The sequence below is a fragment of the Sphingomonas liriopis genome, assembly GCF_024211255.1.
GTDB classification, from domain to species: Bacteria; Pseudomonadota; Alphaproteobacteria; order Sphingomonadales; family Sphingomonadaceae; genus Sphingomonas; species Sphingomonas liriopis.
Genome location: NZ_JAMLDY010000015.1, coordinates 1 through 15,070 on the forward strand (window position 1 = coordinate 1; position 15,070 = coordinate 15,070).

Annotated in this window: 14 protein-coding genes and 1 pseudogene; 9 read left to right on the forward strand and 6 right to left on the reverse strand. The window is 68.9% G+C overall.

Annotated features, from left to right (window positions below):
- The 7 genes and pseudogenes from M9979_RS12555 to M9979_RS12585 all read left to right on the forward strand — a co-directional run.
- A pseudogene (locus M9979_RS12555) lies at window positions 1-112 on the forward strand (IS110 family transposase); the annotation flags it as partial.
- A gap of 168 nt (window positions 113-280) precedes the next feature.
- Window positions 281-862 carry a F0F1 ATP synthase subunit delta gene (locus M9979_RS12560; protein ID WP_254289705.1) on the forward strand — a complete coding sequence of 194 codons (582 nt, stop codon included), beginning with the start codon at window positions 281-283 and terminating at the stop codon, window positions 860-862.
- A 5-nt stretch (window positions 863-867) separates the two neighbouring features.
- Window positions 868-2,397 (forward strand): F0F1 ATP synthase subunit alpha, encoded by a 1,530-nt coding sequence (gene atpA, locus M9979_RS12565; RefSeq protein WP_254289706.1) that lies wholly within the window; start codon window positions 868-870, stop codon window positions 2,395-2,397.
- Window positions 2,398-2,545: 148 nt separating this feature from the next.
- Window positions 2,546-3,439 (forward strand): F0F1 ATP synthase subunit gamma, encoded by an 894-nt coding sequence (locus M9979_RS12570; protein ID WP_254289707.1) that lies wholly within the window; start codon window positions 2,546-2,548, stop codon window positions 3,437-3,439.
- 66 nt (window positions 3,440-3,505) lie between these two features.
- Window positions 3,506-3,778: a hypothetical protein gene (locus M9979_RS12575; protein WP_254289708.1), complete on the forward strand. Its 273-nt coding sequence runs from the start codon at window positions 3,506-3,508 to the stop codon at window positions 3,776-3,778.
- Between the two features lie 27 nt (window positions 3,779-3,805).
- A complete protein-coding gene (gene atpD, locus M9979_RS12580) occupies window positions 3,806-5,287 on the forward strand; it encodes a F0F1 ATP synthase subunit beta (RefSeq protein ID WP_254289709.1) in 1,482 nt (493 codons plus the stop codon).
- A 138-nt stretch (window positions 5,288-5,425) separates the two neighbouring features.
- A complete protein-coding gene (locus M9979_RS12585; protein ID WP_254289710.1) occupies window positions 5,426-5,677 on the forward strand; it encodes an ATP synthase F1 subunit epsilon in 252 nt (83 codons plus the stop codon).
- Window positions 5,678-5,707: 30 nt separating this feature from the next.
- On the opposite strand, the gene M9979_RS12590 is transcribed toward M9979_RS12585, so the two are convergent.
- Window positions 5,708-7,879 carry a primosomal protein N' gene (locus M9979_RS12590; RefSeq protein ID WP_254289711.1) on the reverse strand — a complete coding sequence of 724 codons (2,172 nt, stop codon included), beginning with the start codon at window positions 7,877-7,879 and terminating at the stop codon, window positions 5,708-5,710.
- A 41-nt stretch (window positions 7,880-7,920) separates the two neighbouring features.
- The gene (locus M9979_RS12595; protein WP_254289712.1) at window positions 7,921-9,375 is read right to left on the reverse strand and encodes a diguanylate cyclase domain-containing protein; all 1,455 of its coding nucleotides are present in this window, start codon (window positions 9,373-9,375) and stop codon (window positions 7,921-7,923) included.
- A 76-nt stretch (window positions 9,376-9,451) separates the two neighbouring features.
- On the opposite strand from M9979_RS12595, the gene M9979_RS12600 reads away from it, so the two are divergent.
- Entirely contained in the window at window positions 9,452-10,348 is an 897-nt protein-coding gene (locus tag M9979_RS12600) for a tyrosine recombinase XerC (RefSeq protein WP_254289713.1), read from the forward strand.
- A 34-nt stretch (window positions 10,349-10,382) separates the two neighbouring features.
- Here M9979_RS12600 and M9979_RS12605 read toward each other — a convergent pair whose 3' ends face one another.
- From M9979_RS12605 to rsmI, 4 genes are all read right to left on the reverse strand, one after another.
- On the reverse strand, window positions 10,383-10,985 hold the full coding sequence (locus M9979_RS12605; RefSeq protein ID WP_254289714.1) for a DedA family protein: 603 nt from the start codon (window positions 10,983-10,985) through the stop codon (window positions 10,383-10,385).
- A gap of 146 nt (window positions 10,986-11,131) precedes the next feature.
- Window positions 11,132-12,088 (reverse strand): glutathione synthase, encoded by a 957-nt coding sequence (gshB, locus tag M9979_RS12610; protein ID WP_254289715.1) that lies wholly within the window; start codon window positions 12,086-12,088, stop codon window positions 11,132-11,134.
- Between the two features lie 255 nt (window positions 12,089-12,343).
- On the reverse strand, window positions 12,344-12,727 hold the full coding sequence (locus M9979_RS12615) for a YraN family protein (RefSeq protein WP_254289716.1): 384 nt from the start codon (window positions 12,725-12,727) through the stop codon (window positions 12,344-12,346).
- Window positions 12,728-12,796: 69 nt separating this feature from the next.
- Window positions 12,797-13,663: a 16S rRNA (cytidine(1402)-2'-O)-methyltransferase gene (gene rsmI, locus M9979_RS12620; protein ID WP_254289717.1), complete on the reverse strand. Its 867-nt coding sequence runs from the start codon at window positions 13,661-13,663 to the stop codon at window positions 12,797-12,799.
- Here rsmI and M9979_RS12625 point away from each other — a divergent pair.
- On the forward strand, window positions 13,662-14,861 hold the full coding sequence (locus M9979_RS12625) for a penicillin-binding protein activator (RefSeq protein WP_254289718.1): 1,200 nt from the start codon (window positions 13,662-13,664) through the stop codon (window positions 14,859-14,861). The genes rsmI and M9979_RS12625 overlap by 2 nt on opposite strands.
- The last annotated feature ends 209 nt before the right edge of the window (window positions 14,862-15,070 follow it).

The following is a 15,070-nucleotide window of genomic DNA, read 5'->3' on the forward strand; positions in this document are numbered from 1 at the left end:
CCTCCTCGCCAACGGCAAACCCAAGCGCCTCGCCATCGCCGCCCTCATGCGTAAGATCATCACCATCGCCAACGCACGCATCCGCGATGCCCTCCCACCACACAACAACTGACTTGATGACGGAGGGATGGGGGCAAACGTCATTCCAACCCACCGCTCATCCCACCACTCGACTTGCACTCCCGCCACCCCCATGCTAGCCGCCCGCCACCCATAGCAGGTGCGCGTTTGCGCGCCCTCTTCCCCATGGGCCAACATTCGGCACGAGGACTTCGCATCCGTGGAGACATCCAGCGGTAACTTGGGCGGTAATTCGGGTGGCGGCGTACAGGCGAGCCTGGGCGGCCGCTACGCGCTCGCGCTCTTCGAACTCGCGCGCGACGGCAAGAATATCGACGCGGTCGAGGCGAGCCTGACCGCGGTGCGCACGGCGCTCGCCGACAGCGAGGATTTCCGTACCCTCACCACCAGCCCGCTCGTCGCGCGCGGCGCGGCGGTGAAGGCGGTGCTCGCCACCGCCGACGCGCTCGGCGTCGATGCGACCACCAGGAGTTTCCTAGGCGTCCTCGCCGAGAACCGGCGCCTCGCCGCGCTGCCGCAGATCATCCGCGCCTATCGCCAGCTCGCCAGCCGCCACCGCGGCGAAGCGACCGCGGACGTGACCAGCGCGCATCCGCTGACCGACGAACAGGTGTCCGAGCTGAAGCAGCAGCTCCGCCAGCGTGTCGGCCGCGACGTTTCTGTCGACCTCACGGTCGATCCCGAACTGCTCGGCGGCCTGGTCGTCCGTATCGGTTCGCAAATGATCGATTCGTCGATCCGCACCCGTCTCAACACTCTCGCGCACGCGATGAAGGGCTAACGCAAATGGATATCCGCGCCGCAGAAATCTCCAAGGTCATCAAGGACCAGATCAGCAATTTCGGCGATCAGGCCCAGGTGTCCGAAACCGGCCAGGTGCTGAGCGTCGGTGACGGCATCGCCCGCATCTACGGCCTCGACAACGTCCAGGCGGGCGAGATGGTCGAATTCGCCAACGGCGTGCAGGGCATGGCGCTCAACCTCGAGGCCGACAACGTCGGCGTTGTGATCTTCGGGTCGGACTCGGAAATCCGCGAGGGCGACATCGTCAAGCGTACCGGCACGATCGTCGACGTGCCGATCGGCAAGGGCCTGCTCGGCCGCGTCGTCGATGGCCTCGGCAATCCGATCGACGGCAAGGGCCCGATCGTCGCCGAAGGCCGCAGCCGCGTCGAGGTGAAGGCGCCGGGCATCATCCCGCGCCAGTCGGTCAGCGAGCCGATGCAGTCGGGCCTCAAGGCGATCGACGCGCTCGTGCCGGTCGGCCGCGGCCAGCGCGAGCTCATCATCGGCGATCGCCAGACCGGCAAGTCGGCGGTCGCGATCGACGCGTTCATCAACCAGAAGACGGTGAACCAGGGTTCGGACGAATCGAAGAAGCTGTACTGCGTCTACGTCGCGGTCGGCCAGAAGCGCTCGACCGTCGCGCAGCTCGTCAAGACGCTCGAAGAGAATGGCGCGATGGAATATTCCATCGTCGTCGCCGCGACCGCGTCGGAGCCGGCGCCGATGCAGTTCCTCGCCCCTTATACGGGCGCCGCGATGGGCGAGTATTTCCGCGACAACGGCATGCATGCGCTGATCGTGTTCGACGATCTGTCGAAGCAGGCGGTCGCCTATCGCCAGATGTCGCTGCTGCTGCGCCGCCCGCCGGGCCGTGAAGCCTATCCGGGCGACGTCTTCTACCTGCACAGCCGCCTGCTGGAGCGCGCCGCCAAGATGTCGGACGCCAATGGCGGCGGTTCGCTCACCGCGCTGCCGATCATCGAGACGCAGGCAGGCGACGTGTCGGCCTATATCCCGACCAACGTGATCTCGATCACCGACGGCCAGATCTTCCTCGAAACCGACCTGTTCTTCGCCGGCATCCGCCCCGCGATCAACGTCGGCCTGTCGGTCAGCCGCGTCGGCTCGGCCGCGCAGACCAAGGCGATGAAGAAGGTGTCGGGCTCGATCAAGCTCGAGCTCGCCCAGTATCGCGAGATGGCGGCGTTCGCGCAGTTCGGTTCGGACCTCGACGCGAGCACGCAGAAGCTGCTCAACCGCGGCGCGCGCCTGACCGAGCTGCTCAAGCAGGCGCAGTTCTCGCCGATGCCGTTCGAGGAACAGACCGCGTCGATCTTCGCAGGGACCAACGGCTATCTCGACAAGGTCGCGGTGAACGACGTCGTCCGCTACGAAGCGGCGATGCTGCAGGACCTGCGCGCCAATCACGCCGGCGTCCTCACCAAGATCCGCGAGACGCGCGATCTCGGCGACGAGGCGAAGGCGGGGCTGAAGGCCGCGCTCGACCAGTTCGCGAAGACCTTCGCCTGAGTTTGGTGCATAGCGGCTGACACACACACGCCGTCACCCCGGACTTGTTCCGGGGTCCACCGCGCCTCAAATCCCGCCGGGTCTTGAGGAGAAGTGGATGCCGGAACAAGTCCGGCATGACGGTTCGAGGGAATGGTGACGAACTAGAATGGCAAGCCTGAAGGCCCTCAAGATCAGGATCAACTCGGTCAAATCGACCCAGAAGATCACCAAGGCGATGAAGATGGTCGCCGCCGCCAAGCTGCGCCGTGCGCAGGAGGCGGCGCAGGCCGGGCGTCCCTATGCCGAGCGGCTGGAGGCGGTCGTTGCCAGCCTGTCGCGCCAGCTCGCCGGCGGCGCCACCGTCTCGCCGTTGCTGTCGGGCACCGGCAAGGACCAGGTGCATCTGCTCGTCGTCGCGACGTCGGAACGCGGTCTTGCGGGCGCGTTCAACACCAACATCGTCCGCGCCGCCCGCCGCAAGGCGGAGGAGCTGGAGGCGCAGGGCAAGACCGTGCGCTTCTACCTCGCCGGCAAGAAGGGCCGCGTGCTGCGCCGCTTCTACCCGAATGCGATTGCCGCCGATCACGAGCTGGGCGGGCACAAGACCCTGGGCTTCCAGCAGGCCCGCGAAGTCGCCGACGACCTGCTCGCGCGCTATGCCGCGGGCGAGTTCGACGTCGCGCACCTGTTCTACGCCAAGTTCGTCTCGGCGCTGGTGCAGCTGCCGGTCGGACAGCAGATCATCCCGGTCGCGGTGAGTGATTCCAAGGCCGACGTGCCCTCCACTTCGGCCACGTCCGCCGGCGCCGTCGTCGAATACGAACCCGACGAAGAGGGCATCCTCGCCGACCTGCTGCCGCGCAACGTCGCGATCCAGGTCTTCCGCGCGATGCTCGAAAACGCCGCGTCGGAACAGGGCAGCCGCATGAACGCGATGGACAATGCCACCCGCAACGCGGGCGACATGATAAACCGTCTGTCGATCCAGTATAACCGCACGCGTCAGGCCGCGATCACGACCGAACTGGTCGAGATCATCTCGGGTGCGGAGGCGCTGTAGAGCTGGACGGATATGGGCTATGTCTCCGTGTTGATGCTAATCGCGTCACCGGCAGCAGGCGCTGAAATGAAGACGATAAACGAAGCGAACATTGCCATGCAGGAAGCCGGCAAGATCGGAATAGCGCGGGCAAAGGCAGCACAGACCGCTTCCGCCCCCGGTGTGGCTTTTCAGCCCGAGGTCGAGATTCGCGGATTGAAGTGTCGAAGTGAAGAGCGAGTCCAAGTCTGCTCGTTCGAAATGAGATTGATTGAGTTTGGCGGAGCGACAGGCGATTGGGCCATGGTCGAGCGCCGGTACAGACGAACGATTACAGGTAGCTGGGTAGAGCGCAGCTAGTCCGGTCGAAACAGAGGAAGAACCGCCATGGCAACCGCCGCAGACGACATCCGCCCAACGCAGAACACGGGCAGCAGCAACACGACGGGCACGATCTCGCAGATCATCGGCGCGGTCGTCGACGTCCACTTCCCGGACAACCTGCCCGCCATCCTCTCGGCGCTCGAGACGGACAACAACGGCACGCGCCTCGTCCTCGAGGTCGCGCAGCATCTCGGCGAGAACACCGTCCGCACGATCGCGATGGACGCGACCGAGGGCCTGACCCGCGGCCAGTCGGTGCGCGACACCGGCAGCCAGATCAGCGTCCCCGTCGGCCCGGCGACGCTCGGCCGCATCATGAACGTCATCGGCGAGCCGATCGACGAGCGCGGGCCCGTCGCCACCGATCTGCGCGCGCCGATCCATGCGCCCGCGCCGCTGTTCGTCGACCAGTCGACCGAGAGCGCCATCCTCGTGACCGGCATCAAGGTCATCGACCTGCTCGCGCCGTACGCGAAGGGCGGCAAGATCGGCCTGTTCGGCGGCGCCGGCGTCGGCAAGACCGTGCTGATCCAGGAGCTCATCAACAACATCGCCAAGGGCCACGGCGGCACCTCGGTGTTCGCCGGCGTCGGCGAGCGCACGCGTGAGGGCAACGACCTCTATCACGAATTCCTCGACGCGGGCGTCATCGCCAAGGATGCCGAGGGCAATCCGATCAGCGAGGGCTCGAAGGTCGCGCTGGTGTTCGGCCAGATGAACGAGCCGCCGGGCGCCCGCGCCCGCGTCGCGCTGTCGGGCCTGACCATCGCCGAATATTTCCGCGATCAGGAAGGGCAGGACGTGCTGTTCTTCGTCGACAACATCTTCCGCTTCACCCAGGCGGGCGCCGAAGTGTCGGCGCTGCTCGGCCGCATCCCGTCGGCGGTGGGCTATCAGCCGACGCTGTCGACCGACATGGGCGCGCTGCAGGAGCGCATCACCTCGACCAACAAGGGGTCGATCACCTCGGTGCAGGCCGTGTACGTCCCCGCGGACGATCTCACCGATCCGGCGCCGGCCACGTCCTTCGCCCACCTGGACGCGACGACCGTGCTCAACCGCGCGATCTCGGAACTCGGCATCTATCCGGCGGTCGATCCGCTCGATTCGACCAGCCGCGTCCTCGAGCCGCGCATCGTCGGCCAGGAGCATTACGAGACGGCGCGCGCCGTCCAGTCGCTGCTCCAGCGCTACAAGAGCCTGCAGGACATCATCGCCATCCTCGGCATGGACGAACTGTCCGAAGAGGATAAGCTGACCGTCACGCGCGCCCGCAAGATCCAGCGCTTCCTCAGTCAGCCGTTCCACGTCGCCGAGGTCTTCACCGGCATCAGCGGCAAGTTCGTGCAGATCGAGGACACGATCCGCAGCTTCAAGGCGGTCGTCGACGGCGAATACGATCACCTGCCCGAAGGCGCGTTCTACATGGTCGGCGGCATCGACGAAGTCGTCGCCAAGGCCGAGAAGATGGCGCAGGACGCGTAAGCCGATGCAAAAGCCCTCTCCCCGCCGGGGAGAGGGTTGGGAGAGGGGCGGCGTCTCACCGAGACCGGCCTCTCTGCGAGACACCTTCCCCTCACCCCGACCCTCTCCCCGGAGGGGAGAGGGAGTATAGGCAACACCATGCTCCACTTCGAACTCGTCACGCCCGAAAAGCTCGTCCGTTCCGAGGACGTGTACATGGTCGTCGTTCCCGGCACCGAGGGCGACTTCGGCGTGCTGGAGGGCCATGCGCCGCTGATGTCCACCGTCCGCGACGGCGCACTGTCGGTCTATCGCACCGAAGGCGCCACGCCCGAAACGATCGCGATCCAGGGCGGCTTCGCCGAGGTCAACGCCAAGGGCCTGACCGTATTGGCCGAACGCGCCGCCTGACGCGCCAGCCCCCGCAACGGACGGGGGTCGCTACAGGAAGTTGTACGGGTCGACGTCGACCGTCACCCGCGCCTTCGCCGGCCAGTCGAGCGCGCCGAGCCAGTCGCGGATGACGTCCTGCACGTCGAGCGCGCGGCGGGCGTGGACAAGCAGGCGGTAGCGGTGGCGGCCGCGTAGCATCGCCAGCGGGGCAGGGGCGGGGCCGTAGACCGCCATGCCGTCGACCCGCGGCGCCGATCGCGCGACCAGCCGGGCGATCTCGTTGGCGCAGGCCTGATCCTCCGACGATATCACGATCGCGGCGTAGCGGCCGAACGGCGGGGCGCCGGCGTCGCGGCGTGCCTCCGTCTCGGCGTCATAGAAGGCCTCGGCGTCGCCGGTGATGAGCGCCTGCATCACCTGCGCCTTGGGACTGTGCGTTTGGATGAAGACGTGGCCGGGCTTGGCGCCGCGCCCGGCGCGCCCCGACACCTGGCGGATCTGCTGGAACGTGCGTTCGGCGGCGCGCAGGTCGCCGCCCTCCAGCCCAAGGTCGGCATCGACCACGCCGACCAGCGTCAGATTGGGGAAGTGATAGCCCTTGGTGACCAATTGCGTGCCGACGACGATGTCGATGTCGCCCGCCTCCATCCGCCCGACGAACTCCGCCGCCTTGGCCGGGGACCAGATCGTATCTGAGGTAACGACCGCGGTCTTCGCCTCGGGAAACAGCGCGGTGACCTCGTCGGCGATGCGTTCGACACCGGGGCCGCAGGCGACGAGGCTGTCCTCTTCCTTGCATTCCGGGCAGGCGCGCGGCGTCGGCATGACGTGGCCGCAATGGTGGCAGGCGAGGCGGCGGGTCAGCCGGTGCTCGACCATCCAGGCGGTGCAATTGGGGCATTGGAAACGATGCCCGCACGTCCGGCACAGGGTAAGCGGCGCATAGCCGCGACGGTTGAGGAACAGCAGCGACTGTTCGCCCCTGGCGAGCGTTTCCTCCAGCGCGGCGACGAGCTTGGGGGCGAGCCAGCGGCCGCGTTCGGGGGGCGACTGGATCAGGTCGATCGGCTCGATCGTCGGCATCTCGGCGGCGCCGTAGCGGCCGGGCAGCTTCAGTTCTTCGTAGCGGCCCAATGCGACCTGCTGGCGCGTCTCGATCGCCGGGGTGGCGCTGGCGAGGATCACCGGGCAGCCTTCGAACTTGCCGCGCATCACCGCGACGTCGCGGGCGTGGTAATGAACGCCCTCTTCCTGCTTGAAGCTCGTCTCGTGCGCCTCGTCGACGACGATCAGGCCGAGGTTGCGATAGGGCAGGAACAGCGCCGAGCGCGCGCCGACCGTCACCAGCGCCTCGCCGGTCGCGATCGCCCGCCAGGCGCGGCGGCGCTGGGTCGAGCGTAGGCCCGAATGCCAGGCCACCGGCTCGCACCCGAAACGGTCGTGGAAGCGCTTGAGGAAGGGTTCGGTCAGCGCGATCTCGGGGAGCAGGACGAGGCATTGGCCGCCCTGCCGGATCGCCTCCGCCACCGCCTCGAAATAGACCTCGGTCTTGCCCGATCCGGTGACGCCGTCGAGCAGGGTGGGGCGGAATGCGTGCGCGGCTACCCCTTCGACGAGCGTCTGCGCGGCGGCGCGTTGCGCCTCGGCCAGCGTCGGGGGGCCGAACGCCGGATCGGGGCGCGGGTAAGGGCTGTCGATATCGACCTCGACCGCCTCGATCGCACCGGTCTTCACCAGGCCGCGGATGACCGCGTCGGAGACGTCGGCGATGGCAGCCAGTTCGCGGATCAGGCCCTGACGGTCGCCGATCCGCTCCAGCGCCTGCTCACGCTGCGGCGTCAGGCGTGGCGGGACGTGGCCGGTGACGCGATATTCGGTCGCGGTGCGCGCGCCCTCCAGCGCCGAGGTCGAGGCGAGCGCCATCCGCACGACCGACGCCGGGGGACTGAGATAATAACCGGCGGTCCATTCGACCAGCCGGCGCAGCGGCGCGGCGAGCGGCGGCACGTCGACCACGCCGAGCAGCGGGCGCAGGCGGTTGTCGCCGACCTCCGCGTCGGAGGGCAGCCGTTCCGGCTCCCACACCACGCCGAGCAGCTGGCGCGGCCCGAGCGGCGCGATGACGACCGACCCCGGCTCGACCGCCATGCCTGCCGGCACGCGATAGTCGAGCGGGCCGAGCGCGGAATTGAGGACGAGGACGCGGGCACGCGAAGACATGACCCGCCCCATATGGGGGCTGGGCGAGTCGGCGTGAAGCCTTAAGCCGCCCGGCGCGGCAGCGCACGCCGGCCGCCGACCCGGGCGCGCTTGGCGGCATAGAGCATCGCATCGGCGCGGCGGGCGAAGTCGCGCAGCGAATGGCAGTCGGCGTCGAACGCCGCGGTGCCGACCGATCCACCGCTGGTCATGGTGATCCCGCCCGCCTCGACCGACACGCGCAGCGCCGCCTCGATATCGAGGCGGAACTGAGCGGCGTGCGCGATGAGCTGCGGGTCGGTGACGACGATGGCGAATTCGTCGCCGCCGATGCGCGCGGCGAAGCAGTCGCGCAGCCAGGGCTGGGTCAGCGCGAGTCCGGTCAGCCGCAGCACGTCGTCGCCGGCATCGTGGCCGAGCGAATCGTTGATCCCCTTGAACCCGTCGAGATCGATCAGCGCGAGCATCAGCGGCGAGCCGTCGCGCCGGGCGGCGTCCATCGCCGCATCCAGCTCGCGGTCGAACGCCGCGCGGTTGGCGATGCCGGTCAGCGCGTCGATGTCGGCGGAGCGGCGCAACTGCACCTCGAGCTGGTGGCGTTCGGTCAGGTCCTGGAATACGCCGACCAACGCGGTGACGACGCCATTCGCCATCTCCGCCTCGCCCGCCGAGCGTACCCGGCGCTGGCGGCCGTCGGCGGTGATGAAGTCGGTTTCGAAGTCGAACGGCTCACCCGTCGCCATCGTCCGCGCCAGCACGTCGCTGACGATGGCGCGGGCGTGCGGCGGATAGAAGTCCAGCGCGTTCGCCAGCGCGGGAATCGCGCCGACCGGCAGGTCGTGGATGCGGAAGACGTTTTCGGACCAGTCGAGCGTCGAATCGGCGACCGACAGCCGCCACGATCCGATCATCGCGATCCGTTCCGCCTGGCGGAAGATGCGGTCGTTGCGCGCGAGCCGGCCGACGAGCTCCTCCCCCGTCTTGGCGATGCGCAGCGCCTCCAATGCGGTGCGCCGCGCCGCGATCAGCGCCTCGGCGAGGCTGGCGAGATGGCGCAGCGCCGCTTCGCCCGCGGCGTTGAGCGAGCGGGGACTGTCGTCGAGCACGCACAAGGTGCCGATCGGCTGGCGGATGCCGTCGCCGTCGGCGACATGGATCGCGGTGCCGGCGTAGAAGCGGTTGCCATGATCGACGACCAGCGGATTGTCGCGGAAGCGATCGTCCTGCGCCAGGTCGTCGACGATCATCGGCACGTCCTGGCGGATCGTCCAGTCGCAGATCGCGATGTCGCGGTCGACATTGCGTTCGCCGGGCATCGTGGTCGCCTTGATCCACAATCGCTCGCGGTCGATCATCGTGATGAGCGCGACCGGACAGCCGAGCATCTGCGCGGCCAGCGCGACCAGCGCGTCGAATTCGCGTTCGGGATCGCTGTCGAGCATGTCCAGCGCGTGCAACGCGGCCAGTCGGCCGGTTTCGTCGTAACGCAGATCGGAGAAGCAGGCTGCATCGCTCATGGTCGCCAAGCCCTTGCATGCTATCGGTTAAAATGTCCTTCCCCCGGCGGCCGGCGCGCGTCACAAGTACGGTGACATGAACGATCCCGCGCCTCCGCTATCGATCCAATGGGCGGCGCATCTGGCACGCGACCGGCGGCGATCGGCGCATACCGTGCGCGCCTATCGCGCGACGGCGGAGCGGCTGGTCGCCTTTCTGCAGGGGCACTGGGGCGAGGCGGCGAGCGCGGCGATGCTGGCGCGGGTGACCGCGGCGGACCTGCGCGCGTTCCTGGCGGCCCGGCGGGCCGAGGGGCTGGGCAACGCGTCCGCCGCGCGCGAACTGTCGGCGGTGCGCGGCTTCCTCGCTTTCGCCGCGCCACAGGCGGCGCCGCCGGGCCTGAAGGGGCCGCGGGTCAGGAAAGGCGTGCCGCGGCCGATCGCGCCCGAGGAGGTGATGGCGCTCGCCGGCGAGGTGGCGGACGATGCGGCCGAACCGTGGATCGGCGCGCGCGACTGGGCGGTACTGCTGCTGCTGTATGGCGCGGGGCTGCGCATCGGCGAGGCGATCGCGCTGCCGGCGCGGGTGCTGCCGCTGGGGCCGACGCTGAGCGTGACCGGCAAGCGCGACAAGACGCGGATCGTGCCGCTGCTGCCGCAGGTGCGCGACGCGATCGACGCCTACGCCGCGCAACAGCCGTGGGTGCTGGCGCCGCACGAGCCGCTGTTCCGCGGCGCCAAGGGCGGGCCGCTGTCGCCGGTGATGATCCGCCGCGCGGTGCGGATGGCGCGGGGGCGGCTGGGGCTGGGCGAGCGGACGACGCCGCATGCGCTGCGCCACAGCTTCGCGACGCATCTGCTGGGGCGGGGCGCGGACCTGCGCGCGTTGCAGGAGCTGCTGGGGCATGCCAGCCTCAGCTCGACGCAGATCTATACCGCGGTCGATGCGGCGCATCTGCTCGACGTGTACCGGAACGCGCATCCGCACGGCTGAGGGCGCGCGAGTTTGGTCGCGAGACGCTCAGGGCTCACCGCCGTCGCGGTTTCCACGTCGCGACGCGCCAGAGGTAACCGCCGATCATCACCACGGTCAGCGCGATGGCGAGCGGGCCGACGTATTTGTCGAGCTCCGCATAGCGCGAACCGAGGTACAGGCCGGCGGCGGCGAGGATGGCGTTCCAGATCAGGCTGCCGGCGAAGGTCCAGATCAGGAATCGCCATAGCGGCATGCAGGTGATCCCCGCGGGCAGCGAGACCAACGTGCGGAAGGTCGGCATGAAGCGGAACACGAACACCACCCAGCCGCCGCGCTTGACGAAGAACCGATGGAGTTTTTCGACGTCCTCCCATTCCATCGTCAGCCAGCGGCCATGGCGGTCGATGAACGGGCGGAAGCGCTGGTAGCCGATGTGGCGGCCGACATGATACCAGACGTAATTGCCCGCGGTGGTGCCGGCGGTGCCCCACAGCACCAGCGGGACGATCGTCATGTCGCCGCGCGCGACCGCCATGCCGCCGAGGCCCATGATGACCTCCGACGGGATCGGCGGAATGATGTTCTCCAGCGCCATCAGCAGGAAGATGCCGAGATAGCCGCCCCAGGCGATGGCGTTGAGGATGAACTCGGTCATGGGCGTTGGTGTGGGGTGCTGGACATATAGCCTCCGTTCGCCCTGAACCTGTCGAAGGGCAAGTGAGACCCAAGGTGCTTCGACAGGCTCAGCACGAACGGTTCGGGCGGTTCGGGGTGTTGCTTCTGTCCTCAACGGCGGACGCGTCAGCCGCGTTCCGCCACTTTGTGCTCGATCGCGTCCCAGATGAGGCCGGCGACGTCGGTGCCGTCGAAGCGTTCGATCGCGACGATGCCGGTGGGGGAGGTGACGTTGATCTCGGTCAGCCATTCGCCACCGATCACGTCGATGCCGACGAACAGCAGGCCACGGCGCTTGAGCTCCGGCCCGAGCGCGGCGCAGATTTCGCGCTCCTTCTCGGTCAGTTCGGTCTTCACCGCGGAGCCGCCGACCGCGAGGTTGGAGCGGATCTCGCCCTCGCCGGGCAGGCGGTTGATCGCGCCCGCCACCTCGCCGTCGACCAGCACGATGCGCTTGTCGCCCTGCGCGACGGCGGGCAGGAACGCCTGGATCATGTGCGGTTCGCGCCACGTCTGGTTGAACACCTCGATCAGCGCGGAGAGGTTGGCGCCGTCGCTGCCAACGCGGAAGATCGCCTTGCCGCCGTTGCCGTGCAGCGGCTTGACGACGATGTCGCCATGTTCGGCAAGGAAGGCGCGCGCCTCGTCGAGGCTTCGCGTCACCAGCGTCGGCGGCATGAAGCGCGCGTAGTCGAGGACGAACACCTTTTCGGGCGCGTTGCGGACGCTGACCGGATCGTTGACGACGAGCGTCCGGTCGGCGATCCGTTCGAGCAGATGCGTTGCGGTGATATAGCCGAGGTCGAAGGGCGGGTCCTGCCGCATGAGCACGACGTCCGCGGTGTCGCCGAGGTCGAGGCTGACGGGGGCGTCGAAGCGGAAATGGTCGCCCTCGACGCGCTGCACGGTGACGGGGTGCGCCTTCGCCCAGACGCGGCCGTCGCGGTAGTTGAGGTCCTCTGCGGTGTAATGGAACAGCCGGTGGCCGCGCGCCTGCGCGGACAGCATCAGCGCGAAGGTCGAATCGCCCGCGATGGCGATCTGCGCGAGCGGGTCCATCTGGACGGCGACGGTGAGGGACATCGGGGCACTCCGATTGGAATTTCCAACGGCAGGTAGGGCGCGCCCGGGCGAATGTCACCTGCGTGGGGCTTGGGGGCGGTGTAGCTGTGGTTCGCGTGGAGGAGGGGCGGCGCTCGCCCATATCCTCCGTCACCCCGGACTTGTTCCGGGGTCCACTCCGCGGCGAGGCATATGGAAAGAGGCTCGAGTCCTGCCGTAGTGGATGGGTGGACCCCGGAACACGTCCGGGGTGACGGCGGGAGTTGGGAGGGCATCCTACTCCCCGATCCACGCATTCTCGATATGGCGCGGGCGGGTGCCGGGGGCGAGGAGGATGACGTCGACGCGGATGTCGTCGCCCGGGCCGGCATAGCGCGGCATCAGCACCTCCGCCGCCGCGGCGACGCGGGCGAGGCGGCGCTGGTCGATCGCGACATCGAGTTCGGCGGCGGTGGCCCGCGTCTTGACCTCGACGAAGGCGATCAATTTCCCGCGGCGTGCGACCAAGTCGACTTCGCCCGCCGGTGTGCGGACTCGGCGGTCGAGAATCGACCAGCCCTTCAGCCGCAACCACCAGCCGGCGAGCCGCTCGCCGCGTCGCCCGGCGACTTCGGCGTTCTGGCGCGCGTGCGTGGTGGGTCGGCGGGGCGGACGGGGCATTGTGGGAAGGTGCCGCGGCGCACACCGTCCGGCAAGTACGCCGACGTCAAGTTTCAGCAGACGCAGCCCTCACCCCTTCATCGCCAGCGCCCTCGCGTACAGCTCCTTGCGGTCCAGCCCGAACGCCTTCGCCACCTCTCCCGCCGCCTTCGCAACCGGCAGGCGGGTGAGCGCTTCCGCCAGCGCGGCGTCGGCATCTGCTGCATCGGGGGGCGGGGCTTCTCCCGGCGGGGCGACGACGATGACGATCTCGCCTTTCGGGGGAGCGTCTTCGTAGCGGGCGGCGAGCGTCGTCAACGTGCCGGTGACCGCCTCTTCGTAGCGTTTGGTGATCTCGCGCGTCACGGCGGCGTCGCGGTCGCCCAGGCCCTCCGCGAGTGCAGACAGGCAGGCCGACAGGCGCGGACCCGATTCGTAGAGGATCAGGGTGGCGCGGACGGTCGCGATCTCGGCGATGGCGTCGCTACGCGCCTTGGCCTTGCTGGGCAGGAAGCCGGCGAACAGGAAGCGGTCGGTCGGCAGGCCGGCGAGCGTCAGCGCGGCGATCGCGGCGCAGGGGCCGGGGATGGTGACGACCAGATGGCCGGCGGCGCGCGCGTCGCGGACCAGCTTGTAGCCGGGGTCGGAAATCAGCGGGGTGCCGGCGTCGGAGACGAGCGCGACCGCTTCGGTGGCCATGCGCGCGATCAGGCCGGGGCGGACGCCTTCGGCATTGTGGTCGTGATAGGGAACCATCGGGCGCTTGGCGCCGATATGGCGGAGCAGGCCGGCGGTGACGCGGCTGTCCTCGACCGCTACGACGTCGGCGCGGGTCAGGATGTCGGCGGCGCGGGGACTTAGGTCAGCAAGATTGCCGATCGGCGTCGCGACGATGTACAGACCGGGGGACAGCCTGGATTCAGGGGGATTTTCGAATATGGCCACGGGACACGTCATGGCAGAGGCAGCACGGGTTGGACAGCGCTCGCGCATCGTGGCGCGCTGGGTCGCGGTGCTGGGCGCGGCGATGCTCGCCGCCTGCTCGACCGTGGTGCCGCGCGGGCCGGTGGCGGCGCCCGATCGCCCCGTCGCACGGCCGCAGGCGAACCGGCCCGAGGCGGTCGAGGCGGGCCTGCCGCGCGATGCCGCGCGCAACCGCGTCGCGCTGCTGGTGCCCTTGTCGGGGAGCAACGCCGGGGTCGGCCGCTCGATCGCCAATGCGACGATGCTGGCGGTGCTCGACACCGGCACCGACAAGGTGCGCATCACCAATTACGACACCGCGACCGGCGCGGGCGCCGCGGCGCAACGCGCGATCGCCGAGGGCGCGCAGCTGATCCTGGGGCCGCTCTTGTCCGACGACGTGCGCGCGGTGGCGCCGATCGCCAAGGCGGCGGGGGTGCCGGTGCTGAGCTTCTCCAACGACGTGTCGGTGGCGGGCAACGGCGTCTATCTGATGGGCTATGCGCCGGCGCAATCGATCGACCGGGTGGTGCAATATGCGCGCGGGCGCGGGGTGACGAGCTTTGCCGGGTTGATCCCCAACGGGCTGTACGGCGAGCGCGCGTCGACGGCGTTCCTGCGCTCGGTCGAGGGGGCGGGGGGCGAGGTCGTCTCGCTGCAGACCTATGGCCGGGTGGCGGGCGGCATCGCCGGCGCGGTGACGCGGCTCAACGCCAAGGCGCCCTATGGCGCGGTGCTGGTCGCCGACGGCAGCGCGAGCGCGGGCGTGGCGGCGCCGCTGGTCAAGCGCGGCAGCGGGGCGTCGACGCGCATCCTCGGCACCGAATTGTGGAATTCGGAGAGCGGGCTGGCGGCACGGCCGGGGCTGAACGGCGCGTGGTTCGCGAGCGTGGCGGACAATCTGTACCGGCAATATGCGACCAAATACCGCGCGCGCTACGGCGCGGCGCCGTACCGGTTGTCGAGCCTGGGCTATGACGCGGTGCTGCTGACGGTGCGCATCTCGCGCGACTGGCCGGTCGGGCGTGCGTTTCCCGAGGGGCGGTTGCGGGATGGCGATGGTTTCGCCGGGATCGACGGGGCGTTCCGCTTCGGGCGCGATGGCGTGGCGGAGCGGGCGTTGGAGGTGCAGGAGGTCCAGGGCGGCACGACGGTGGTCGTGTCGCCGGCGCCTGCGGGGTTCGGGCGCTAACGTTTTTTACGCGGAGGCGCGGAGAAGGAGAAAGAGTGGGTTCGCGCAGAGGCGCAGAGGACGCAGAGAGGCTTTGATCTCGCGCGCAGCGCTTAAGTAACTTGTGAGACTTCGAGGCCGCTGCGCCGCCGGTACTCATCTCTGCGTCCTCTGCGCCTCTGCGCACGCAAAAAATCTTCTTCTCCGCGCCTCCGCGTCTCCGCGTGAAC

Bases quoted from the DNA above. Each gene is read 5' to 3' on its own strand.
- atpA (WP_254289706.1), top strand. From the start codon at position 868: ATGGATATCCGCGCCGCAGAAATCTCCAAGGTCATCAAGGACCAGATC.
- M9979_RS12570 (WP_254289707.1), top strand. From the start codon at position 2,546: ATGGCAAGCCTGAAGGCCCTCAAGATCAGGATCAACTCGGTCAAATCG.
- M9979_RS12575 (WP_254289708.1), top strand. From the start codon at position 3,506: ATGAAGACGATAAACGAAGCGAACATTGCCATGCAGGAAGCCGGCAAG.
- atpD (WP_254289709.1), top strand. From the start codon at position 3,806: ATGGCAACCGCCGCAGACGACATCCGCCCAACGCAGAACACGGGCAGC.
- M9979_RS12585 (WP_254289710.1), top strand. From the start codon at position 5,426: ATGCTCCACTTCGAACTCGTCACGCCCGAAAAGCTCGTCCGTTCCGAG.
- M9979_RS12590 (WP_254289711.1), bottom strand. From the start codon at position 7,879: ATGTCTTCGCGTGCCCGCGTCCTCGTCCTCAATTCCGCGCTCGGCCCG.
- M9979_RS12595 (WP_254289712.1), bottom strand. From the start codon at position 9,375: ATGAGCGATGCAGCCTGCTTCTCCGATCTGCGTTACGACGAAACCGGC.
- M9979_RS12600 (WP_254289713.1), top strand. From the start codon at position 9,452: ATGAACGATCCCGCGCCTCCGCTATCGATCCAATGGGCGGCGCATCTG.
- M9979_RS12605 (WP_254289714.1), bottom strand. From the start codon at position 10,985: ATGACCGAGTTCATCCTCAACGCCATCGCCTGGGGCGGCTATCTCGGC.
- gshB (WP_254289715.1), bottom strand. From the start codon at position 12,088: ATGTCCCTCACCGTCGCCGTCCAGATGGACCCGCTCGCGCAGATCGCC.
- M9979_RS12615 (WP_254289716.1), bottom strand. From the start codon at position 12,727: ATGCCCCGTCCGCCCCGCCGACCCACCACGCACGCGCGCCAGAACGCC.
- M9979_RS12625 (WP_254289718.1), top strand. From the start codon at position 13,662: ATGGCAGAGGCAGCACGGGTTGGACAGCGCTCGCGCATCGTGGCGCGC.
- rsmI (WP_254289717.1), bottom strand. From the start codon at position 13,663: ATGACGTGTCCCGTGGCCATATTCGAAAATCCCCCTGAATCCAGGCTG.